General features: G+C 64.3%; 18 protein-coding genes. 4 read left to right on the top strand and 14 right to left on the bottom strand.

Annotation, left to right across the window (positions count from 1 at the left end):
* Window positions 1-16: 16 nt before the first annotated feature.
* A complete protein-coding gene (locus QCE88_RS17430) occupies window positions 17-1030 on the bottom strand; it encodes an ABC transporter substrate-binding protein (RefSeq protein ID WP_309904344.1) in 1014 nt (337 codons plus the stop codon).
* Window positions 1031-1169: 139 nt separating this feature from the next.
* Window positions 1170-3110: a propionate catabolism operon regulatory protein PrpR gene (prpR, locus tag QCE88_RS17425; RefSeq protein ID WP_309904341.1), complete on the bottom strand. Its 1941-nt coding sequence runs from the start codon at window positions 3108-3110 to the stop codon at window positions 1170-1172.
* Between the two features lie 196 nt (window positions 3111-3306).
* Between prpR and prpB the strand changes: the two genes are divergently transcribed.
* The 4 genes from prpB (at window position 3307) to prpF (ending at window position 9353) form a co-directional block, all read left to right on the top strand.
* Entirely contained in the window at window positions 3307-4203 is an 897-nt protein-coding gene (gene prpB / locus QCE88_RS17420; protein ID WP_309904340.1) for a methylisocitrate lyase, read from the top strand.
* Window positions 4204-4222: 19 nt separating this feature from the next.
* Window positions 4223-5389, top strand: coding sequence for a 2-methylcitrate synthase (prpC, locus tag QCE88_RS17415; protein WP_309904338.1), 1167 nt, complete (start codon window positions 4223-4225; stop codon window positions 5387-5389).
* Between the two features lie 138 nt (window positions 5390-5527).
* Window positions 5528-8125 (top strand): Fe/S-dependent 2-methylisocitrate dehydratase AcnD, encoded by a 2598-nt coding sequence (gene acnD / locus QCE88_RS17410; RefSeq protein ID WP_309904336.1) that lies wholly within the window; start codon window positions 5528-5530, stop codon window positions 8123-8125.
* A gap of 34 nt (window positions 8126-8159) precedes the next feature.
* Window positions 8160-9353: a 2-methylaconitate cis-trans isomerase PrpF gene (gene prpF / locus QCE88_RS17405; RefSeq protein ID WP_309904334.1), complete on the top strand. Its 1194-nt coding sequence runs from the start codon at window positions 8160-8162 to the stop codon at window positions 9351-9353.
* A 4-nt stretch (window positions 9354-9357) separates the two neighbouring features.
* On the opposite strand, the gene QCE88_RS17400 is transcribed toward prpF, so the two are convergent.
* From QCE88_RS17400 to QCE88_RS17345, 12 genes are all read right to left on the bottom strand, one after another.
* The gene (locus QCE88_RS17400; RefSeq protein WP_309904332.1) at window positions 9358-9798 is read right to left on the bottom strand and encodes a MarR family transcriptional regulator; all 441 of its coding nucleotides are present in this window, start codon (window positions 9796-9798) and stop codon (window positions 9358-9360) included.
* Window positions 9799-9810: 12 nt separating this feature from the next.
* A complete protein-coding gene (locus QCE88_RS17395) occupies window positions 9811-11703 on the bottom strand; it encodes an FAD-binding monooxygenase (protein ID WP_309904330.1) in 1893 nt (630 codons plus the stop codon).
* A 160-nt stretch (window positions 11704-11863) separates the two neighbouring features.
* Window positions 11864-13405 (bottom strand): amidase, encoded by a 1542-nt coding sequence (locus QCE88_RS17390; RefSeq protein ID WP_309904328.1) that lies wholly within the window; start codon window positions 13403-13405, stop codon window positions 11864-11866.
* 39 nt (window positions 13406-13444) lie between these two features.
* Complete coding sequence (locus QCE88_RS17385) at window positions 13445-14209, bottom strand: SDR family oxidoreductase (RefSeq protein WP_309904326.1); 765 nt, start codon at window positions 14207-14209, stop codon at window positions 13445-13447.
* A 45-nt stretch (window positions 14210-14254) separates the two neighbouring features.
* Window positions 14255-14905 carry an ANTAR domain-containing protein gene (locus QCE88_RS17380; protein ID WP_309904323.1) on the bottom strand — a complete coding sequence of 217 codons (651 nt, stop codon included), beginning with the start codon at window positions 14903-14905 and terminating at the stop codon, window positions 14255-14257.
* 1 nt (window position 14906) lies between these two features.
* Complete coding sequence (locus tag QCE88_RS17375) at window positions 14907-16061, bottom strand: transporter substrate-binding domain-containing protein (protein ID WP_309904322.1); 1155 nt, start codon at window positions 16059-16061, stop codon at window positions 14907-14909.
* Window positions 16062-16151: 90 nt separating this feature from the next.
* Window positions 16152-17138: an acetamidase/formamidase family protein gene (locus tag QCE88_RS17370; RefSeq protein ID WP_309834314.1), complete on the bottom strand. Its 987-nt coding sequence runs from the start codon at window positions 17136-17138 to the stop codon at window positions 16152-16154.
* A gap of 13 nt (window positions 17139-17151) precedes the next feature.
* Entirely contained in the window at window positions 17152-17859 is a 708-nt protein-coding gene (locus QCE88_RS17365; protein ID WP_309904319.1) for an ABC transporter ATP-binding protein, read from the bottom strand.
* Window positions 17856-18566: an ABC transporter ATP-binding protein gene (locus QCE88_RS17360; RefSeq protein WP_309834311.1), complete on the bottom strand. Its 711-nt coding sequence runs from the start codon at window positions 18564-18566 to the stop codon at window positions 17856-17858. Before QCE88_RS17360 ends, QCE88_RS17365 begins: the two co-directional genes overlap by 4 nt.
* Window positions 18563-19642, bottom strand: a complete 1080-nt coding sequence (locus tag QCE88_RS17355; protein ID WP_409018156.1) for an ABC transporter permease subunit — start codon at window positions 19640-19642, stop codon at window positions 18563-18565. The genes QCE88_RS17360 and QCE88_RS17355 overlap by 4 nt, the downstream gene beginning before the upstream one ends.
* 9 nt (window positions 19643-19651) lie before the next feature.
* Window positions 19652-20521, bottom strand: a complete 870-nt coding sequence (locus tag QCE88_RS17350; protein WP_309834309.1) for an ABC transporter permease subunit — start codon at window positions 20519-20521, stop codon at window positions 19652-19654.
* Window positions 20522-20585: 64 nt separating this feature from the next.
* Window positions 20586-21821, bottom strand: coding sequence for an urea ABC transporter substrate-binding protein (locus tag QCE88_RS17345; RefSeq protein ID WP_309834307.1), 1236 nt, complete (start codon window positions 21819-21821; stop codon window positions 20586-20588).
* Window positions 21822-22026 lie beyond the last annotated feature (205 nt).

Below are 22026 nucleotides of genomic sequence, written 5' to 3'. Positions count from 1 at the left end.
GAGCGTGTCTCCGTTGTTATTGGGAATCGCGTTGCTGCGCGGCGGCGACGAACCGGTCGGTCCATGTGCGCGCGAGATCGACGTGCCGCGCCGACACTTCGGCATCGGCTTCGGCCAGGATCGCGAGGACGGTCGCGGGGGCGTCGGCGGGCATGCGTCCGTCGGGCGAGAAAGCCGGTTTCATGACCGTCAGCGCCTGCCGGTAGATGGCCGGGTCGTCGCCCTTCAGCGCCGCCGGCATCGCGGCCGCGATGTCCTGCTCACTGTGCGTCTGGATGAAGCGCAGCGCGGCCAGCATCGCGCGCACCAGACGTGCTGTCTCGTCCGGATGAGCATCGATCCATTCGCGGCGCATATAGAGACACGCGCCCACATAAGAGCCGCCCAACTGCGCGCGCGAGTCGGCGACGCTGCGCAAGTCCACCAGCGGCCGCGCCACGCCACGCGACAAGAGACGCGTGGCGGTCGGTTCCTCGGTCATGGCGGCATCGACTTCACCCGACACGAGCGCCCGCTCGAACGCCGCTTCGGTCGCGAGCGGCACCACGGTATAAGCGCCGGACGGCACGCCCGCGCGCGCCGCCAGATAGCGCGTCAGAAAATCCGTCGATGAGCCGAAACCGGTCACGCCAAGCTTGCGGCCTTTGGCATCGGCCATCGTCCGCATGGTGCTCGCGGTGCGCGTCAGTTCGATCAGCCCCGCCGACCGCCCCAGCACGATCACCGATTGCACGTCCATGCCCCGGCTTTGCAGCCCGATCGTATGGTCGTAGAAACCGACCGCGCCCTGAATGGCGCCCGCGACGAGTTCAGTGGACGTGTCGATGCCCGCAGGCGACGACAGCACGCGCACATCGAGTCCTTCGCGACGGAAATAGCCGAGCCGGTCGGCGAGCATGACCGGCAGATAGATCAGCTTGGCGACGCCGCCCGTCATCAGCCGGATGGGCTCGGCGCGCGTCGTCTGCGCTGCGCACAGCGCGAGCAGCAGGCAAGCCAGACGGACAAGCGATCCTGCACGGAACGGCATCGAGAGAGTCTCCTGAACAGCTTCAAGGCGCTTGCCGAAACAATCGCCTGCCATGTCAGGAAGTATAAAAAACCATGCCCTTCTGAAAGCTTTCCGCCGGGCGGGCGATTTCTACGTAGTTTCCCGACGCCCGCGCCCGTCAGCGTTTGTCATTCAGCTTGCGCCACAGCGTGGTCTTGCTGATGCCGAGCGCCCGGCACGCCGCATCGCGATCGCCGCCATATTCGTTCAGCGTCGCGCGGACCTGATCCGCCTCCGCCGTGCGGCTCATCTGGCGCAGACCGGGGGTGGCGTCCTGCTCCGTATCGAAGACTTCGGGCGCGAGGGCCGCGAAATCGTCCAGCGACAGCTTCGGCTCGCGCCCGCTCCGGGCCGGCAGATGCGCCATCTCCACCGCGACGCGTTCGATCACGTTCTGCAGTTCCCGCACGTTGCCCGGCCAACGGTAGGCGCCCAGCGCCGCCTGCAACGGCGCAAGCACTTTCCCCACCGCCTCGCGATCCGGCAGCCGCCTGCCGAGCGCTTCATCGCGGTCCGCCGCCTGCGCGAGCAGTTCGACGGCGAGCGGCGCGATATCGCCCTGACGCGCGCGCAGCGGCGGCAATGCGATGCTCAGGATGTTGATGCGATAAAACAGATCGGCACGGAACGCGCCGTCCTGCACGGCCTGCGCCAGCGGCCGATGCGTCGCGGCGATCACGCGGATATCCACGCGCGTCGGTTCGGTCGAGCCCAGCCGCACGACTTCCCGCTCCTGCAACACGCGCAGCAGCCGGCTTTGCAGCGAAGACGGCATCTCGCCGATTTCATCGAGGAACAGCGTGCCGCGATGCGCCGCTTCGATCAGCCCCGCCCGGCCGCCCTTGCGCGCGCCGGTGAACGCGCCTTCCTCGTAGCCGAACAGTTCGCTTTCGAGCAAGGCTTCCGGAAACGCGCCGCAGTTGATCGCGACGAAAGGAAAGTCCTTGCGGCGGCTCATCTGATGCATGCTCTGCGCGACCATTTCCTTGCCGGTGCCGCTTTCGCCGAGGATCAGCAGCGTGGCGTCGGACGTGGCGTATTTGCGCACCAGCGCCTTCACGCGCTGCATTGCGTCCGACTCGCCGACGATCGCGTCCAGCCGGTAGCGCGCGACGAACGCCTGCGCGCCTTGCCGCGCGCGCAGCGTCCGGTCCAGCCGCTCGACGGCGCGCGATTCCTGGAACGTGAAGAGCGTGCCGCCGGTGGCGCCGTCCGCGCCCAGCGGGCCGCGATGGATCGCGTAGCTGACGCCGCGCACGTGGCCGACGACGTCCTCGCCGTCCGCGGGCAGGATGCCGTCGAGCGCGGGCGCGACTTCAAGCAGCGCGCGGCCGGCGACGCGGGCGGCATCGGGCAGGCCGAGCGCATCCAGCAGGCGGCGATTGATGGCTTCGATACGACCTTCGGCATCCACCGCGACGACGCCATCGCGCAGATGTTGCAGCAGGTTGTCGAGCCGCGCGCGCCGCCCTGCTTCGCGACGCATGGCCTGCGCGACTTCCAGCGCGGTCTCCAGCGCCGAGGCAACCGACGTGCGCGAGTACAGAAACACCGACTGCATGCCGGCGCGGGCGGCGAGATCGGTCACGAGGCCCGGGCCCACGACAACGTCGATGCCACGGTCACGCAGATCGAGCACGAGATGTTCGGCGTCCTGCGCCGAGCGATACGACTCGCACGCCACGTCGATGGCATACGCGGCGAGAAAGCGGCGAATCTCGGGCGGCGTCTCGCCGTGCGTGACGAGCGCCATGCGGGCATCCTCGCGGCGCGCCTTGGCGAGCGCCTGCATCACGTCGAAGCCGGTCGGGCTGACGATCACCACCGGCACGGACACGCGCGTCTTCAGATACGCGCCGTTCGAGCCGCCCGCGACGACGACATCGGGCCGCTCGCCGGTTTCGGACTCGATGCGCGTGACGGCGTCTTCGTAGCCGAGCGGGATGGCGTCGAGATCGGCGCGGTCGGCGTACTCCTCGCCGACGTCCATGAACAGGTCGCGCAGCCGGCTGATGCCGACCGCCCAGATGCGAGGGCGTGAGGCGGTTTCGGGTTTCATGGTGTTGCTGTCACCGGCATGGACGGAAACCCATAGCCTAACGCACGCATACCCATTTCGAAATCTGAATTTCATTTTTGAAATCAACAAACGCGCGATGCGGTGAGCCAACTTCAGCCAAATCAACGGCTTATACGTTTCACCTCACATGGCAGGGATTTTGCAAACAAACGGAGCCTTCTATGGAGACATCAACGTGAATTCAACCTCCCCACTCGAACACACCGCCGGCGCGCGCTTCCGTCAGGCGGTCCGGGAAGAATCCCCCTTGCAGGTCGTCGGCGCCATTACCGCCTATGCGGCGAAGATGGCCGAGGCCGTCGGCTTCAAGGCGCTGTATCTGTCGGGCGGCGGCGTCGCCGCGAACTCGCTCGGCATGCCGGACCTGGGCATCAGCACCATGGAAGACGTGCTGACCGATGCGCGCCGCATCACGGATGCATCATCGCTGCCGCTGATGGTCGATATCGATACGGGCTGGGGCGGCGCGTTCAACATCGCGCGCACGGTCCGCTCGTTCATCAAGGCGGGCGTGGCGGCCGTGCACATGGAGGATCAGGTCGGACAGAAGCGCTGCGGCCATCGTCCGGGCAAGGAAGTCGTCTCGAAGGGCGAGATGGTGGATCGCGTCAAGGCGGCCGTCGATGCCCGCACCGACGCCTCCTTCGTCATCATGGCACGTACGGATGCGGCCGCCGTTGAAGGCATCGATGCCGCCATCGAGCGCGCGGTCGCTTATGTGGAAGCCGGCGCGGACATGATCTTTCCGGAAGCGATGAAGACGCTCGATGACTACCGGCGCTTCAAGGCGGCGGTGAAGGTGCCGATTCTCGCGAACCTGACCGAGTTCGGTTCGACGCCCTTCTTCACCGTCGATGAACTGAAGGACGCGAATGTCGATATCGCGCTGTACTGCTGCGGTGCGTATCGCGCGATGAACGCGGCAGCGCTGAACTTCTACGAGACCGTGCGGCGCGACGGCACGCAAAAGGCCGCCGTCGACACCATGCAGTCGCGCGCGGACCTGTATCAGTATCTTGGCTATCACGCTTACGAAGACAAGCTCGACCAGCTGTTTTCCGCCCAGAAATAACGCACCCAGGAGACGAACAATGAGCGAAGCAGACAACAGCACCGCAGCCGGTGGTTTCAAGCCGAAGAAGTCCGTTGCGCTGTCCGGCGTGACGGCAGGCAATACCGCGTTGTGCACGGTCGGCCGCACCGGCAACGATCTGCACTATCGCGGTTATGACATTCTCGATCTCGCCAATACGTCCGAGTTCGAAGAGATCGCTTATCTGCTGGTGCACGGCAAGCTGCCGAACGCCGCTGAACTGAAGGCCTACAAGACAAAGCTCAAGGCCATGCGCGGCCTGCCCGCTAACCTGAAGGCCGCGCTCGAATGGATTCCCGCTTCAGCGCATCCGATGGACGTCATGCGCACCGGCGTCTCCGTGCTCGGCACCATCCTGCCCGAGAAGGACGATCACAACGTGCCGGGCGCAAAAGACATCGCTGACAAGCTGATGGCCTCGCTCGGCTCGATGCTGCTCTACTGGTATCACTACTCGCACAACGGCAAGCGCATCGAAGTTGAAACCGATGACGATTCCATCGGCGGGCACTTCCTGCATTTGCTGCATGGCGTGGAGCCGTCGAAGTCATGGGTCGATGCGATGCATGTGTCGCTCAATCTCTACGCCGAGCATGAATTCAATGCGTCGACCTTCACGGCGCGCGTGATCGCGGGCACGGGCTCGGACATGTATTCGGCGATTGCGGGCGGCATCGGCGCATTGCGTGGCCCGAAGCACGGCGGCGCCAACGAAGTGGCGTTCGAGATCCAGTCGCGCTATCTCGATGCCGACGAAGCCGAAGCCGACATCAAGCAACGCGTCGAGAAGAAGGAAGTGGTAATCGGCTTCGGGCATCCGGTCTATACGATCTCGGATCCGCGCAACAAGGTCATCAAGGAAGTCGCGAAGAAGCTCTCGAAGGAAGCGGGCGACACGAAGCTTTTCAGCATCGCCGAGCGGCTCGAAACGGTGATGTGGGACGCGAAGAAGATGTTCCCCAATCTCGACTGGTTCAGCGCCGTTTCTTATCACATGATGGGCGTGCCCACGGCCATGTTCACCCCGCTGTTCGTCATCTCGCGCACCTCGGGATGGAGCGCGCACATCATCGAACAACGTATCGACAACAAGATCATCCGGCCGAGCGCAAATTACACGGGACCGGACAACCTGAAGTTCACGCCGCTCCGCGAGCGCAAGTGAAGCGCGTGTGACGCGCAGGCCTTGCCGCCTTACACGGCAGCAAGGCCTTTTTTGATATCGTAGTCAACGTTCGACCCCCGACAATACCCTTGCAGCATGGCGATTGACACCAGACCATGCGATGAGCGAGACACGGCCATGAATACTGCAAACCGCAAACCCCTTCCCGGCACACCGTGCGATTTCTTCGATGCACGCGCTGCCGTCGACGCCCTCTCGCCCGGCGCCTACGACACCCTGCCCTACACATCGCGCGTGCTGGCCGAGAATCTGGTGCGGCGCTGCGATCCGGCCATGCTCGACGCCTCGCTGCTGCAATTGATCGAGCGCAAGACCGAGCGCGATTTCCCGTGGTATCCGGCGCGCGTGGTGTGTCACGACATCCTGGGCCAGACGGCGCTGGTCGATCTGGCCGGTTTGCGCGACGCCATCGCCGAACAGGGCGGCGATCCCGCCAAGGTGAATCCCGTGGTGCCGGTGCAGCTGATCGTCGATCATTCGCTGGCCGTCGAATGCGGCGGCTTCGATCCCGATGCGTTCCAGAAGAACCGCGCGATCGAGGACCGCAGGAATGAAGACCGCTTCCACTTCATCGACTGGACGAAGCAGGCCTTCGAGAACGTCGAGGTGATTCCGCCGGGCAACGGCATCATGCATCAGATCAATCTGGAGCGCATGTCGCCGGTCATTCATGCGATCAACGGCGTCGCGTTCCCCGATACGCTCGTCGGCACCGACAGCCACACGCCGCACGTCGATGCGTTGGGCGTCGTTGCGATTGGCGTCGGCGGTCTGGAAGCGGAGAACGTCATGCTGGGCCGCGCCTCGTGGATGCGTCTGCCGGATATCGTCGGCGTGGAACTGAGCGGCAAGCGGCAGCCGGGCATCACGGCGACGGACATCGTGCTCGCGCTGACCGAATTCCTGCGCAAGGAAAAGGTTGTCGGCGCGTATCTGGAGTTCTATGGCGCAGGCGCGGCGAGCCTGACGCTAGGCGACCGCGCGACCATCTCGAACATGGCGCCGGAGTACGGCGCGACCGCCGCGATGTTCTACATCGACCAGCAGACCATCGACTATCTGCGCCTCACCGGCCGCGAAGAAGAACAGATTCGCCTCGTCGAGACCTACGCGAAGACCGCTGGCCTGTGGGCGGATACGCTCACGAACGCGCGCTACGAGCGCATCCTGCGCTTCGATCTGTCGAGCGTGGAACGCAACATGGCGGGGCCGTCGAATCCGCACAAGCGCCTGCCTACGTCGCAACTCGCCGCGCGCGGCATCGCCGGCAAGTGGGAAGAGACGCCCGGCAAGATGCCGGACGGCGCGGTCATCATCGCGGCCATCACCAGTTGCACGAATACCAGCAACCCGCGCAACGTGATCGCGGCGGCACTGCTTGCACGCAACGCCAATGCGCAAGGCCTCACGCGCAAGCCGTGGGTGAAGTCGTCGCTGGCGCCGGGCTCGAAGGCCGTCGAACTCTACTTGCAGGATGCTGCGCTGCTGCCCGAACTCGAAAAGCTCGGCTTCGGCATCGTCGCGTTTGCGTGCACGACCTGCAACGGCATGTCGGGCGCGCTGGACCCCGTGATCCAGCAGGAGATCGTCGAGCGCGAGCTGTACACCACCGCCGTGCTCTCCGGCAATCGCAACTTCGACGGCCGCATTCACCCTTACGCGAAGCAGGCGTTCCTGGCTTCGCCGCCGCTCGTCGTTGCGTATGCGATTGCCGGCACGATTCACTTCGACATCGAGAAGGATGCGCTCGGCACTGGCGCGAACGGTCAGCCTGTGTATCTGAAGGACATCTGGCCCGACGATGCGGAGATCGATGCGATCGTTGCGCAGAGCGTGAAGCCCGAGCATTTCCGCCGCGTGTACGAGCCGATGTTCGCTTTGACGCAGGCAAGCGGCGACGCCATCAACCCGCTGTACGACTGGCGCGGCCAGAGCACGTATATCCGCCGTCCGCCGTACTGGGAAGGCGCGCTCGCGGGCGAGCGCACGTTGCGCGGCATGCGGCCGCTCGCCGTGCTCGGCGACAACATCACGACCGATCATCTCTCGCCGTCCAACGCCATTCTCGCGAACAGCGCCGCCGGTGAATATCTGACGAAGATGGGCCTGCCCGAAGAAGACTTCAATTCGTACGCGACGCATCGCGGCGATCATCTGACGGCCCAGCGCGCGACCTTCGCCAATCCGACGCTCATCAACGAAATGGCCGTGGTCGATGGGCAGGTCAAGAAAGGCTCGCTTGCGCGCATCGAACCCGAAGGCAAGGTCACGCGCATGTGGGAAGCCATCGAGACCTACATGGAGCGCAAGCAGCCGCTCATCATCGTTGCGGGCGCGGACTACGGACAAGGCTCGTCGCGCGACTGGGCTGCGAAAGGCGTGCGGCTCGCGGGCGTCGAGGCGATCGTCGCGGAAGGCTTCGAGCGGATCCATCGCACGAACCTGATCGGCATGGGCGTGTTGCCGCTCGAATTCAAGCCGGGCGTGAACCGCGTGACGCTCGCGCTCGACGGCACCGAGACCTACGACGTGATCGGCGCACGCACGCCGCGCGCCGACCTCATGCTCGTGATCCAGCGCAGGAACGGCGAACGCGTGGAAGTGCCCGTCACGTGCCGGCTCGATACCGCCGAAGAGGTGTCCATCTACGAAGCGGGCGGCGTTCTGCAACGCTTTGCACAGGATTTCCTGGAATCGTCGAAGGCTGCCGCCTGACGCGCCGTCAATTCTTCTAAAGGATTCGATTCACATGGCACACGCACCTCAAATCAGGATCCCCGCGACCTACATGCGCGGCGGCACCAGCAAGGGCGTCTTCTTTCGCCTGAACGATCTGCCCGAGGCCGCACGCGTGCCCGGCGCGGCGCGCGACACGCTGTTCTTGCGCGTGATCGGCAGCCCCGACCCGTACGGCAAGCAGATCGACGGCATGGGCGGCGCGACGTCGAGCACGAGCAAGACGGTGATCGTGTCGAAGAGCACACGGCCCGGTCACGATGTCGATTACCTGTTCGGTCAGGTGTCGATCGATAAAGCCTTCGTCGACTGGAGCGGCAACTGCGGGAATCTTTCGGCGGCGGTGGGTCCGTTTGCCATTGGCGGCGGGCTGGTCGATCCGGAACGCGTGCCGGACAATGGCATCGCCATCGTGCGCATCTGGCAGGCGAACATCGGCAAGACCATCATCGCGCATGTGCCGATGACGAGCGGCGCCGTGCAGGAAACCGGCGACTTCGAACTCGATGGCGTAACCTTTCCGGCGGCGGAAGTGCAGCTCGAATTCCTCGATCCGGCCGCGGAAGAAGAAGGCGCGGGCGGCGCGATGTTCCCGACCGGCAACGTGGTGGACAATCTCGATGTGCCGGGCATCGGCACCCTGAAGGCCACGATGATCAACGCGGGCATTCCGACCATCTTCCTGAACGCCGATGCCATCGGCTACAGCGGCACCGAGTTGCAGGACGCCATCAACGGCGATGAAGCGGCCTTGAAGCGCTTCGAGACCATCCGTGCGCATGGTGCGCTGCGCATGGGGCTCATCAAGAATCTCGATGAAATCGCCACGCGCCAGCACACGCCGAAGGTCGCGTTCGTCGCTCGGCCGGCGGCGTATACGGCATCGAGCGGCAAGCCAGTGGGTGTGGACGATGTGGACGTGCTGGTGCGCGCGATGTCGATGGGCAAGCTGCATCACGCGATGATGGGCACGGCGGCGGTGGCCATCGGCACGGCGGCGGCGATTCCCGGCACGCTCGTCAATCTCGCGGCGGGCGGCGGGGAGCGTCAGTCAGTGCGGTTCGGGCATCCGTCGGGCACGCTGCGGGTCGGCGCGGAGGCGGTGCAGGTGGAAGGCGCGTGGCAAGTCACCAAGGCCATCATGAGCCGCAGCGCGCGCGTGCTGATGGAAGGGAATGTGCGCGTGCCGTTCGAGGGCGCGGACTAAAGCGTCAAGCCTCGTCCGGCAGCAAGGCCAGCAGCAGGCGCCGCAACTCGCGGCCCTCCGCTGCTGTCAGCCTTGCGGTCAGGATGCGCTCCACCTGCTCCACGCGAGGCCGCAGCGTCGCAAGCTGCTTCTTCCCGGCAGGCGTGAGCGACAGCACGTAGCTGCGCTTGTCGACGGGATCGTCGGAACGCTCGATCAGCTCATTGCGCGCCATGCGCGCCACCAGTTCCGCGATGGTCGAGCGGTCCACATCGAGTTCATCGCCAAGCTGACGCTGGTTCACACCCGGCGTCCGTTGCAGGATTTCAAGCGCGGCATACTGCACGCTCGTGATTTCCGCCGACACCTCGCTCTGCCAGACCGCCAGATGCCGCTGCTGCGCGCGCCGCACCAGACTACCGGTGAATCGGGAAAGTGCGGCGGGAAAATGAGTTTGAGCAGGCACGGTTCGACAGGGTTACGCAGTGGAACGGGTTCGGAAGAGAGGGCGCAGGAAGGCGTTCAGTTCGTCGAACGCATCGAGCGGCAGCACATGCGCGACGTATTGATCCGGACGGACCACGATGAGCGCACCCCGTTCGCGATCGATGCCGCGCGCGTCGAAGATATCAGCCGACTCGTCGCGCGTAAATACCTTTTCGTAATCCACCAGACCGTAGCGGCCCTTGCGTGGCAACAGCACCGCATGCAGTTCCTGCAAGCGCACGTCGCGATGCGGAGTCTGCAACACCGCGCGCAGATCGATGACGCTGTCGATGTCGGCATCCGGTGGCGTGACGTCACGCAGCCATGCAGCCAGATGCTCACAGAGCGCATCGAACGCCTGGCCGCTCGCATCCGCGAACGCGTACAGACGCCAGCGGCCATCGGCGAGCGCCGCGTGACCGAGCTGCATCGGCCTGGCATCGGCGATGCGGATCACCGGCGCCGAATGAAAGCGCGTGCCGATCGTGAAGCCGCGCGCCAGCGCTTGATGCGTCGCCTCGCCCGTCAGCGGCCCCGGCCGGTAATGCGTGGCAACGCCCGCCGTATAGCGGCCTGCACGCACGAAATACGCCTGCAACTCCGCCGGATCCACGCCGCCCGCTTCCGGATGCGCCGGATCTTTCGGCGGCGCGGCCATCATCGCGGACCATTCCTTGTCGAAGTCGATCAACTCCTGCGCGACCGGTTGACGTTCGTCGGAATAGGTGCGCAGCAGGCTGGCATCGCTACGGCCTTGAAGAACTGCGCCCAGCTTCCAGCCGAGATTGAAACCATCCTGCATCGACACGTTCATGCCCTGCCCCGCCTTCGCGCTATGCGTATGACAGGCATCCCCCGCGATGAACACGCGTGGTTCGCGCACTGAGCCATCGGGTGTCAACGCATCGTCGAAGCGCTCGGTCAGACGCTGGCCCACTTCATACACCGAGAACCACGCGACCTCCTTCACATCGAGGGTATAGGGATGCAGGATGCGCTGCGCCGTCTCGATGATGCGCTCCACCTTGATCTGCCGGATGCCGTCGCGGTTCTCCGGCGTCACCTCGCCGAGATCGACATAGAAACGCACGAGATAGCCGCCCTCGCGCGGGATGAGCAACAGATTGCCCTTGCTCGCCGATTGAATCGCGGCCTTGAGGCGAATGTCGGGGAAGTCGGTCACCGCCAGCGCGTCCATCACGCCCCATGCATGATTGGCAGCGTCGCCGTTGAGCGTCTGGCCGATGGCCGCACGCACACGGCTTCGCGCGCCATCGCAACCCACGACGTAGCGCGCGCGGACCTTCACCTCTGCACCGGCATGCTCCCCTTCCGTGCGCTTCAGCGTGACGGTGAGGGGATGGTCATGCGTGTCGTCGCGCGTGACATCGACGACTTCGAGCGCGTAATCCGGTTCGAGGCGTTGCGCGGAACGATGCATCAGATCGAGCAGATAAGCCTGCAAGCGCGCCTGGTTCACGATCACGTGCGGAAACTCGGACATGCCGGTTTCGGTATCCTGAACGCGTCCGGTACGACGAATGGCGCCCCGGTCATCGGCATCCGGACGCCAGAAAACCGTTTCATTGACCCAGTACGCTTCGCGCAGCAGACGCTCGCTGAGACCGAAGGCATGGAACATTTCCACGGTGCGGCACGCGACGCCGTCCGCCTGTCCCATCAGCAACGGTCCCGCACGACGTTCGACGATGCGCGTATTGATCGACGGAAACTGCGCCAGCTGGGCTGCGAGCACGAGTCCAGCCGGACCGCTGCCGACGATGAGCACATCCATCGCATCAGGCATCGCAACATGCGGCGCGCCTTCGGCAGCGGGCTCGATGCTCGGGTCATCCGTGCGAAAACCGTTGAGATGAAATTGCATGATGTCTGCCTCCACAAAGTCTCGATTTCTCTGGATCGAAATATACTCCGTATGCCAACTATATCCAAGAATTTATCGGGGCCTTGCGGTTTACCCGAAGAAGGCCGACCTAGTGGCGGTTTTTGAACGACCGGCGCCCGCGCGCCGGTCCGGGATCAGGTCAGATTAGTCGCGGCGCCTTCCTGTGCCGCGTGCCGCATTCATACGCGTAGGCATAGCCGAGCAGCGCGCCCTCGTCCCATTGGCGTCCGACGAAGATCAGACCGAACGGCGAGCCGGATTCGTAGTATCCAGCCGGCACCGCAATGCCCGGCAAGCCCGCGATATTGATCTCGCCGACGGTCGTTTCCTGAATCACTTCCTTGCCGTGCAGCGACGGAAGCTCGCCGCGCATTTGCGGAAATACGAGCGCATCGAGATGATGCTGGCTCATCACGCTGTCGAAGATCGTCAGATAGCGCGCCTTCAGTGCGACGAACTCCGGCATCTCGGGCGGCAGCGACGGATCGGCCAGCGCAGTGCGGAAATCCGCCAGACTATGCAGATAGCGCAACACGCCATTTGGGCCGAACGCATCGTCATCCCGCGTCGCTTCGGCGAATTCCGCGAACGTCTTGAGCGCCGCGTCCTTGCCCAAGCGTTGCAGATACTTCTCCAGATCGTAGGGAATGGATTCGAGTCCACGCGCATCGAAATGTTCGAGCGGCGGCGTCGGCTTGCGCAGATCCGCGAAGCCCGAACCGGCGAACGGATCATCGATCAGCACCGCGCCCAGTTCAACCAGTTCGCGCTGCACGCGTTCATAGAGCGTGGCGGCTTCGTCGGAGAGCGCTTGCGTGCGCCAGCCCGGTCCGTACAGGCCGATGCGCTTGCCCTTCAACGCGTCCGTGGCAAGCGCCGCTGCATATCCTCCTTCAGGCTGATGGCCGACACTGGCCAACGTCTTCGGGTCTTCGCTCGAATAGCCTGCGAGCGCATCGAGGCACAGCGCCGCGTCGCGCACGGTGCGGGCAATCGGCCCTACCACATCGCGATTGCCCGACAGGGGCACGACGCCTGCATTCGGCACCAGCCCGATGGTCGGCTTGATGCCGACGAGGTCTTGCGCCGACGCCGGGTTCTGGATCGAGCCGCCAGTCTCTTCGGCGAGCCCGAGCACCGCCATGCCCGATGCCACCGCCGATGCCGTTCCCGCGCTGCTGCCGCCGGGTGCGCGGTCGGGCATCGGCACGTTGAGGGTCGGGCCTGCCCAGCTATCGTTGGCATGCGTGCCTGTGTGGCTCAGGATGGGCACGTTGGTCTTGCCGAGCAGGATCGCGCCCGCGCGGCGCATGCGTGCGACGACCGGCGCATCGCGTGCGGGCATCAGGTCCACGCCGCCGTGCTTGCTGTATAGCTTCGTCCAGCCTGCCGTGGTCGGAAAGCCGACCATGTCCATCGGATCCTTGATGACGACCGGCACACCGGCGAGCGGCCCCAGCGCTTCTCCATCAGCGCGCCGCCGGTCGATCTCTCGCGCATCGTCGAGTGCGGCGGGGTTCAGGAAAATCAGCGCGTTGTAGCGTCCGTTATCGCGCTCGATCCGCGCGAAGCAGGCCTGCGCCAGTTGTTCCGCCGTGAACGTGCCGGCCTTGAAACCCGCCTGCACGGTTTCGACCGTGAGCGCGTCCAGATCGATATCCATCGCACTGCCTCGTTGCATTCGTGGCTCCTGTTGAAGTAGTGTTCAAACACTCGACGCTCAAAGCTGCACGCCACGCGTGAGCGCGCCATCGACGACGAAATTCGCCCCGCTCACGAAGCTCGCCGCCGGACTCGCAATGAACGCCACCGCGTTGGCAATCTCCTGCGGCCGGGCCATGCGTCCGGTCGGATTCAAAGCGAGCGCGCGTTCGAACAGCGCGGCGTCGTTATGCTCGATCCAGTCCCACACGCCGCCTTCGAAATACACATTGCCCGGCGATACCGTATTCGCGCGAATGCCCTTCGCCGCAAGCTGATTCGCCAGCCCTTGCATGTAGTGAATCAGCGCGGCCTTGAAGACGCCGTAGGGTCCGGCCGCGAAGTCGATCTCGCGCCCCGACACGCTCGATATCGCGACAATGGAAGCCGCCTGGCTCGCTTCGAGAAACGGCATCGCGGCATCGACGAGATTCACGGTGCCCAGCAGATCCGTCTCGAACTCCTTGCGCCACGATTCGATGTCGTTGCCAATAGCAAGCGCGCTCACATTCGCCACGACGATATCCAGCCCGCCCCAGTCCGCTCCAACGCGCGCGACCCACGCCTTGAGCGCGGCGCCATCCGCCACATCGACAGCCGCGCCCGATGCACGCGCGCCGCCCAGTTCGGCCAGCGCCTGCGCGGTGGTTTCGACAGCGGCCGCATCGCGCGCGCAAATGGCAACGTCCGCGCCTTCCGCCGCCAATGTCCGCGCAATCGCCAGCCCGATGCCCTTGGTGCCGCCGGTCACGATCGCCCTCAAGCCCTTCAGTTGCAGGTCCATGTTCGCCGCTCCTGTGCATGTCGGTCAGACGTGGCGACGGCACGCTCACGCTTTCTCGCTACCGTCCCCGGAACTCATGCCGCGCGCAATCTGCAACACTTCGCCCGCCTGGATGACGGAGTGGCAGATGTCGTCGATGGTCACGCGCTTCTCCATTGCCTGCGCGCGCAGCATGTCGTAGGCCTCGCGTTCGCTCACGCGATGCATGATCATCAAGATGTTCTTGGCTTCCTGCAGATGCCGGCTGTCGAGCAATTTCTGTTCGAGTTTCGCAATGCGTTGCGCATGCTGACGCGAGCGCTTCGAGTGATACAGCGCCATCACCACCGTGGAGAGCAGCCCTGACGCGCGCACCGGCGTCGTGACGATGCCGTCCGCGCCGAGCTTGATGGCCTGGTCGATGAAGGTCGGATTCTCGTAGGCCACCACGCAGATGACGGGCGGCGCATCCGGTCCGGACCACTCGCCGCATGGCGCGCGTTCTTCCGGCAGCAGCGCGCGGAACACGAGATCGACGCGTTCGGGCAAGGTGTCGAGCGGCGGCCAGCAGCGCTCCACCTGAAAGCCCATGCGCCGCAGGTGATTCGCGAGCGTCTGGCCGTCGTTGTCGTCCGGATGGAAGACGAGCACCCGCGCATGGCGCTCGAGGATCGAACTGGTGAGGCTCCGCTGGCCTCGGTCCGGGCGCGTGCTCACGTCAGGAGTCCCGTGTGCTCAGCTTCGTGACCCAGTCCCCGAGCGTCTGACGCGTCATGTAGGGATCGGGGCCGACGGCGAACTTCGATTCGCGCAGGATGGTGAACTGGCCGTCAGCAGACGCGCGGCCAACGCGCGGATACAGCGCCATGTGATGATTCACCGGATCGATGCGCACACGGCCTTGCGGCGCATTGAACTCGGAACCGAGCAACTGCGGCATGATGCTCGCGAGCTTGTCGGAGCCTGCGCGCGCGAATGCTTCCGCGAACATGTGCATCTGATAGTAGGCGGCTTCCCAGTTCATGTCGGTGGGCGTCTGCGCGCCGTAGCGCGACTGATGCAGCGCGACCGCACGATGATTCTCCACCGTGTCGATGCTCTGGAAGTAAGGCGCGGCCGTGATGTGACCGGCGGCGCTGCCGGGCTCCATCGCGCGGATTTCCGTCTCCGAGGTATTGAGGCTGCCGATGGGCATGCGGGCCGGGTCGAAGTCGGCGTGCGCGTAGGCGTCGTACAGATACGGCACGGTCTCGCCGATCACCGTGCAGAAGATCCAGTCCGGCGACTTGCGGCGGATGTCGGCGATGACCTGCTCGAACTGCTCGCGCGTGGCATCGAGCGGCAGATAGCGTTCGCCGAGGATCGCGCCTTCGGGATGCTGGAGCAGCAGCTCCTGCATCGTGCGATTGCATTCGTACGGATAGACATAGCTCGACCCGACGAAATACACGCGCGCGCCAAAAGTCTCGGTCATGAAGTCCGCGAGCTGCACGCCGTTCTGATTCGGCGACGCGCCGCTATAGATGATGTTGTCCGAGTACTCGAAGCCCTCGTACATCTGCGCATAGATCAGCAGACGATTGTGCTTTTCGACGACCGGCAGCATGGCCTTGCGGCTCGTGGACGTATAGCCGCCGAAGATGGTGTTGACGCCGTCCTTCAAAATCAGCCGCTCCGCCAGTTCGCGAAACGCGGCCGGGTCGGAGCCGGGGTCGTAGTGCAGCGCAACGAGTTCGCGTCCGCCAATACCGCCGCGCGCATTGATCTCGTCGACGGCGAGACAGGCGCCTCGCCATTGGGACTGCTCGAGCAGCGCGGTCGAACCGCTGGTCGAGCACAACAGGCCCACTCGAATGGGATCGGACAAAGCCATTTCTTGACACGCTCTCTTGTTTGCGCGAAGCCGTGGCCTCGCGCCTGGGTCGTCTGGTGCCGTCTTGTACCGCTGCTTCCGACTGATACGTTACTTCAGATAGTGCTTCGCGACCATCGCGCCAACCGTGTATTTTGGATCGACAAAATTGCCCAGGCGCACGCGGCCCACCTGACTCAGCATCATGTACGCATCCCACTTGTCGAAGCCGTAGTCTGCGGCCATCCACAGCACGAGTTCGCGATAGGCAATGCGCGTGGCATCCTCCAGCGGCCGCGCGCTGCCGATGCTCATCAGCGCATCTTCATTCTCGAGCCTCGGCCAGTCGATCCGCCAGCCCTTGATGAGATCCACGCGCACGGTGGTCGTGCTCTGATACTCGACGGCGGTGCCGCACACTTCGCCATCGCCCTGACAGGCATGTGCATCGCCGATGAACAGGCGTCCGCCCGGCGAGCGCACCGGCAGATAGGTGATGCTGCCCGGCCCCATGTCCGGCACATCCATGTTGCCGCCGTGATTATCAGGCGTGAGCGAGTTGATCGAATCAATTTCCGGGGAAAGACTCAGCGTGCCGATATGCGGTTTGTACGGCAAGGTGTTGCGCTTGCTCCAGTACACGTTCTCCTCGTCGATCTTGATCTTGCGCACCACTTCCGGCAACGGCTCGTTGAGCAGCGCGGTGTAGTCGGTGCCCGTCAGGCCGCCGAAGTTCGGAATCATGCAGCAGAAGCCGTGCGGGTCCGGACCGCGCGGCGCCATCTTCTCGATGTACACCGCAACGACGTCGCCCTTCTCCGCGCCCTCGATCATGATTGGCCCGTTCTGCGGATTGAGGAACGGCACTTGCAAGACCTGCGACGGCTTGTCCGTCTCCTCCTTGATCTTGCCTTCGAAGGCATCGCGCGTTTCCACCACGATGCGGTCGCCCGGCTTCACGTGCAGCACCGGCTCCGAGTACGGACCGATGGTGTAGTGAAAGGTCTTCTGCATCTGCTCGGTGAGATGATGCTCCACCGGTTCGCGGCCCGCGCCTGCGCCGCGCTTCATCATGATCGAGTCCTCAAGCCATTTCATGTCTCGCTCTCCGTCACAGTGCCAGATACTGGCGAATGAGTTGTTCGTCCCCGAGTTGCGCGGGACTCAATGTCTCGACGATACGGCCCTTGTCCATCACGCAGCAGCGTGTCGCGATGCGCTCGACCATGCCCATGTCCTGCTCGACCAGCACCACGCCGATGCCTGTTTCATGCGCGATCTGCTGCAAGGTCTCGCCGATCAGATCGACGATGGAAGGCTGGATGCCCTCGGACGGCTCGTCGAGCAACACCACCTTCGGCGCGCTGATCAGCGCCCGGGCGATGGCGAGCTGCTGCTGTTCGCCGCCGCTCATCGTGCCCGCCTTCTGCGCGTAGCGCTGCTTCAGGATCGGAAAATAGTCGACCACCCGCTCGCGCATCTGCGCGGCCTTCGCCCGGTTCGCCTGCGCGCCGACCTGAAGGTTCTCCGCGACCGTCAGCGCGCCGAAGATCTCGCGGCCCTGCGGCACATAGCCCATGCCCTGCTGCGCCCTCACGTAGGGCTTCTCGTGGCCGATTGCCGTGCCGTCGAGGGTGATCTCTCCGGCATCGAGCGGAACCAGCCCGATGAGCGCACGCATCAGCGTCGTCTTGCCGACGCCGTTGCGGCCGATCAGCGCCAGCACCTCGCCTCGCCCGATGCTGAAAGACACGCCGTTGAGCACGCGTCCGCCGCCATATCCTGCTTCCACGCCCGACACTTCGAGCAACGCGCTCATTTCTTTTTCCCCAGATACACTTCGGCGACATCGTCGCGCGCAAGGATCTCGTCGAGCGGGCCGTCGGCCAGCACGCTGCCGCCGTGCAGCACCGTGACGCGCGACGCGATCTGCTTGACGAAGGTCATGTCGTGCTCGACCACCATCATCGTGAGCCCGGCCGCCGACAGCCGCTTGATGAGCTCACCCGTTGCATGGGTTTCCTCGACCGACATGCCAGCCACGGGTTCATCGAGAAACAGCAGCTTCGGCCGCAGCGAGACAGCCATCGCAATTTCGAGCCACTGCTTCTTGCCATGCGACAGGTTGCGCGCGAGCACGTGTTCCTCGTGCTCCAGCATGAAGCGCTGGAGCAGGTCGTCGAGGCTTTCAGGCCGGTCGTCGCGCGCACGATGCAGCGACAGTTGCAGATGCTGGCGCACGCTGAGATCGGGGAACACGCCGGGAATCTGGAACTTGATGCTCATGCCCAGGCGGATGCGTTCGTGCGGCAGCACATGGCTCATGTCCTCGCCGAGAAACATCACGCTGCCTTCCGATGGCCGATGCTCCCCCGTGATGAGTTTGAAGAAGGTACTCTTGCCCGCGCCGTTCGGCCCGATCACGCAGCGTATCTCGCCTGCGTCGATGCTGAAGTCGATACCGTTGATGACGTGCGCGCCGCCGAAATGCTTCTTGAGTCCGCGTGTTTCCAGCAGCGTGGTCATGACTTGCCCTCCTCGCGCTTGAGACAGGGGCCGCCGTGGCGCGCGCCGCCGCCCGCGCGGCCGGCGAGCCGTCCGAGTTGCCGCGTGACGAAGGGCAGCAGGCCTTCGGGCGCGGCCAGCACGACGATCAGCAGGATCGCGCCGAGCAGGATCAGCGCGTACTGGCTGCCGTACACGGCGAGATTCTGCGAGAGCCAGACCAGCAGCGCGGTGCCGAGAATCGTCCCGCCGATGGTCTTGCGTCCCGACGTCGCCACCCAGATCACCGGCATGGCGGCGGCGGTCAGGCCCATCGTCGACGGGGTGATGTAGGAGCCCCAGATCGTGTATAACGCGCCCGACAGGCCGCCCATCGTGCAGCCGAGCACGAACACGAGCCACTGATGGCGGCGGATGTCGACGCCCAGCATCTCCGCGCGCTGCGGGTTCTCGCGAATGGCGATGAGCGTAAGGCCGAACGGTCCGTCGAGCAGCTTGCGCATGACGGCGTACACCACGATCAGCAGGATCAGCACGAGGTAATAGAAGCTGGCGTTCTCCAGCGTCATCGGGCCGCCCGGCCAGGGAATCGTCAACGGCGTCATGCCGCCCATGCCGTTATAGCCATTGAGCCGCGCCTCGCCGATCGCCCATTGTGGACCCGCGGTCTGCGCCATGAAGGTTTCGAGCACGAGCGTGATCGACAGCGTGACGATGCCGATGAACACGCCCTTGATGCGGCCATAGAAGATCATGTAGCCGATCAGCGCGGCCGCCAGCACGCTGACCACGAGGCCCGCGCCGAGACCGAGCCACGACTGAAACCAGTAATCGCCGTAGTTCAGCGTGAAGATGCCGTAGCTATAGCCGGACAGCCCGAAGAACGCGGTCTGCCCGAACGACAGGATGCCGCCGTAGCCCCACATCGCGGCCAGCCCCATGGCGCTGAAGGCCCACAGCAGGCAATACGCGAGATTGCCGCTGGTCGTTGCATCGACAACGAGTGGCAGGCACAGCGCAACGAGCCACGGAAGCACGCGCAGGATCCGCGCGCAGGCGCCGGGCGCACCGTTGGAAGCCATTCCGGTTTGCTTCATGCAGGCCTCCTAGCGCAGGCGGGTAAAGAGATTGCCGAGGCCTTGCGGCATCAGCCGGATCACGACGATCACCGTTAACAGCAGCCCGATCTGCCCGAACAATTGTCCATAAGAGGCCGTGAGCGCCGTCTGGATGATGGCGAGGACGCCTGCCGCTGGTGTCGTTCCGGCGATCACGTTCGCGCCGCCCACGACCACCGAGACGAAAGCCTGCACGATGAAATTGCTGCCCATGGTGGGCACCGCCGTCATGGTCGGGGCGTATAGCGCGCCGGTCAGGCCCGCGAGCCCCGCGCCGAGCGCGAAGGTCAGCGTATAGAGCCGGTCCGTGCGCAGGCCGAGGCATTGCGCGATGCTCGCGTTCTGAATGGTCGCGCGGGCACACACACCGTAGTTGGTCTTGAAGAACAGCAGATAGAGCCCGAAGAGAATCGCGAGGGCGATGAGCGGCAGCACGGCGCGATACGTCGAGAACGAATATTCGCCGAGCGAAAAGGAACCGAACGGCGTCGCGATGCCTTCCATCGACGGCCCCGCGACGAGCAGCATGGTCTGCTGCACGATGAGGCTGATGGCCCAGGTGGCGACGACGGAATCGAACAGGCGGTCATAGAGATGACGGATCACGAGCCGCTCGACGATCACGCCGGCAAGCGCCGCCGCCAGCGCGCCGAGCAACATCGCGAGTGGCAGCGGCAGGCCGCGCTTCGCCGCGATGATGGTGACGTAGGCGCCGCACATGATGAACTCGCCGTGCGCGAGATTGATCACGCCCATCATGCCGAAGATCACTGCGAGACCGAGCGCCGCGAGCACCAGATAGGCGAAGTTGTCGCCGAACTGGTAGACGAGCGAGTAAAGCGTTGTCAAAGTGGCCATGCATGCTCCACGTTCAGGAAGACCCGCGCGCGCGGCCCCCAGGCAGCGCGCGCCGGCTTTCGGATCAGGACTTCTTGGGCAGGTTCGACGGCGTGTACTGGCGATGATCCGGCTTGTTCGGCAGATCGCAGCCGACCTTGCCGAGCCAGTACGGCTGCACGTCGTCCCATACCTTCGGAATCTCGACGCTGTGGTCTTCCTTCACATGCACCAGATAGATGGTATGGCTCGCGTGATGGCTCTTCGGGTCGATGCAGACCTTGCCTTGCGCGCCTGTCGTGCAGATGTCGCCGCTCTCGAGCGCATGGCGCACCGCATCCTGGTTCGTCGTCTTGGCCTTTTCTACAGCCGCCTTGTAGAGATAGATGGCGTCGTAGGCGTTGGCGGCTTCCTGGTTGATGTACGGTTCGTTCGGGAACTTGGCGTGGAAGCGCTTCTTGAAGTCATTGCTTGCCGGCGAATCCACTTCCTCGACATAGTTCGCCGTCACATACATGTCCTTCAGTGCCGGCGGTTTGAAGCGCTTGTGCTCGTAGGCCTGGCCGACGTTGACCGAGCTGGCCATCGGCAGGTTCAGATGCGCCGACGCCTGCTGCTCGTAATACGACGCCTGGTTCGCGCCGACCAGCAGCGTCACCACGAAGTCCGGCTTGGCCTTCTGGATGTTCTGGATCGTCTGGCCGAACTGCGACACGGACAGCGGGATGAATTCCTCGCCCACCATCGTGCCGCCGTTCTCCTTCACGATGTTGCGCACCCATTCCGCCGAGATCTGCCCGAAGTTGTAGTCGGCGGCGATGGTGTACACCTTCTTGCCGTACTTCTGCATCATCCATGGAATGAGCGTGGAGAACTGCTGCTCGGGCACCGCGCCGGTCACGAAGGTGTTGGTATCGCAGACGCCGCCTTCATACTGGTTGTCGTACCAATAGAGCTGGTGCGCGCGGTCCATGATCGGACGGATGGCTTCGCGCGACGCGCTGGAGAACGCGCCGAAGATCACATCGGGCTTGTCCGTCTGCACGAGACGCCGCGCGAGTTCCTGGAACTTGGTGTTGTCCGACTGCGTGTCGTAGGCGATCAGCGTCACCGGCCGACCCAGGATGCCGCCCTTCGCGTTGATCTCTTCAACGGCGAGTTGGGTGGCGTGGATCTTCGGGATGGTGGCCAATGCGAAGTTTCCCGAAGCGTCTTCCAGCAAGCCGATCTTCACGGGATCGGCGGCGCTCGATGCGAGCGAGGTCAGTGCAAGTCCTGCGGTAAGGGCGAGACGCATCCAGCCCGACGGCTTCAGCAACATGCGGGTTCTCCAGAAGTAGGCGCTTGAACAGGGAAATTCGGACAAAAAAAAGCCCCCTGACGAACGGTCGGTTCGTCAGGGGGCTTCTGTGCCGGGTCCCCGGGCGGACATCTTTGTCGGGCCGCGAGGATGAGCCCAAGTCTAAGGCGCTGAATTTTTGCTTGTCAACCGCAATCAAAAATCAAAATGCGTGAGGTTGCGGATG

This window comes from Caballeronia sp. LZ035 (genome assembly GCF_031451175.1).
GTDB lineage: Bacteria > Pseudomonadota > Gammaproteobacteria > Burkholderiales > Burkholderiaceae > Caballeronia.
The sequence above is the reverse complement of the archived record's forward strand: the minus strand, read 5'-3'. Positions and strand labels throughout refer to the sequence as shown.

Excerpts from the sequence above, each read along its gene's own strand:
- QCE88_RS17365 (WP_309904319.1), bottom strand. The coding sequence starts at position 17,859 with ATGAGCGCGTTGCTCGAAGTGTCGGGCGTGGAAGCAGGATATGGCGGC.
- QCE88_RS17370 (WP_309834314.1), bottom strand. The coding sequence starts at position 17,138 with ATGAAATGGCTTGAGGACTCGATCATGATGAAGCGCGGCGCAGGCGCG.
- prpC (WP_309904338.1), top strand. The coding sequence starts at position 4,223 with ATGAGCGAAGCAGACAACAGCACCGCAGCCGGTGGTTTCAAGCCGAAG.
- QCE88_RS17395 (WP_309904330.1), bottom strand. The coding sequence starts at position 11,703 with ATGCAATTTCATCTCAACGGTTTTCGCACGGATGACCCGAGCATCGAG.
- QCE88_RS17385 (WP_309904326.1), bottom strand. The coding sequence starts at position 14,209 with ATGGACCTGCAACTGAAGGGCTTGAGGGCGATCGTGACCGGCGGCACC.
- QCE88_RS17390 (WP_309904328.1), bottom strand. The coding sequence starts at position 13,405 with ATGCAACGAGGCAGTGCGATGGATATCGATCTGGACGCGCTCACGGTC.
- acnD (WP_309904336.1), top strand. The coding sequence starts at position 5,528 with ATGAATACTGCAAACCGCAAACCCCTTCCCGGCACACCGTGCGATTTC.
- QCE88_RS17355 (WP_409018156.1), bottom strand. The coding sequence starts at position 19,642 with ATGAAGCAAACCGGAATGGCTTCCAACGGTGCGCCCGGCGCCTGCGCG.
- QCE88_RS17350 (WP_309834309.1), bottom strand. The coding sequence starts at position 20,521 with ATGGCCACTTTGACAACGCTTTACTCGCTCGTCTACCAGTTCGGCGAC.
- QCE88_RS17375 (WP_309904322.1), bottom strand. The coding sequence starts at position 16,061 with ATGGCTTTGTCCGATCCCATTCGAGTGGGCCTGTTGTGCTCGACCAGC.
- QCE88_RS17360 (WP_309834311.1), bottom strand. The coding sequence starts at position 18,566 with ATGACCACGCTGCTGGAAACACGCGGACTCAAGAAGCATTTCGGCGGC.
- prpF (WP_309904334.1), top strand. The coding sequence starts at position 8,160 with ATGGCACACGCACCTCAAATCAGGATCCCCGCGACCTACATGCGCGGC.
- QCE88_RS17345 (WP_309834307.1), bottom strand. The coding sequence starts at position 21,821 with ATGTTGCTGAAGCCGTCGGGCTGGATGCGTCTCGCCCTTACCGCAGGA.
- QCE88_RS17430 (WP_309904344.1), bottom strand. The coding sequence starts at position 1,030 with ATGCCGTTCCGTGCAGGATCGCTTGTCCGTCTGGCTTGCCTGCTGCTC.
- prpR (WP_309904341.1), bottom strand. The coding sequence starts at position 3,110 with ATGAAACCCGAAACCGCCTCACGCCCTCGCATCTGGGCGGTCGGCATC.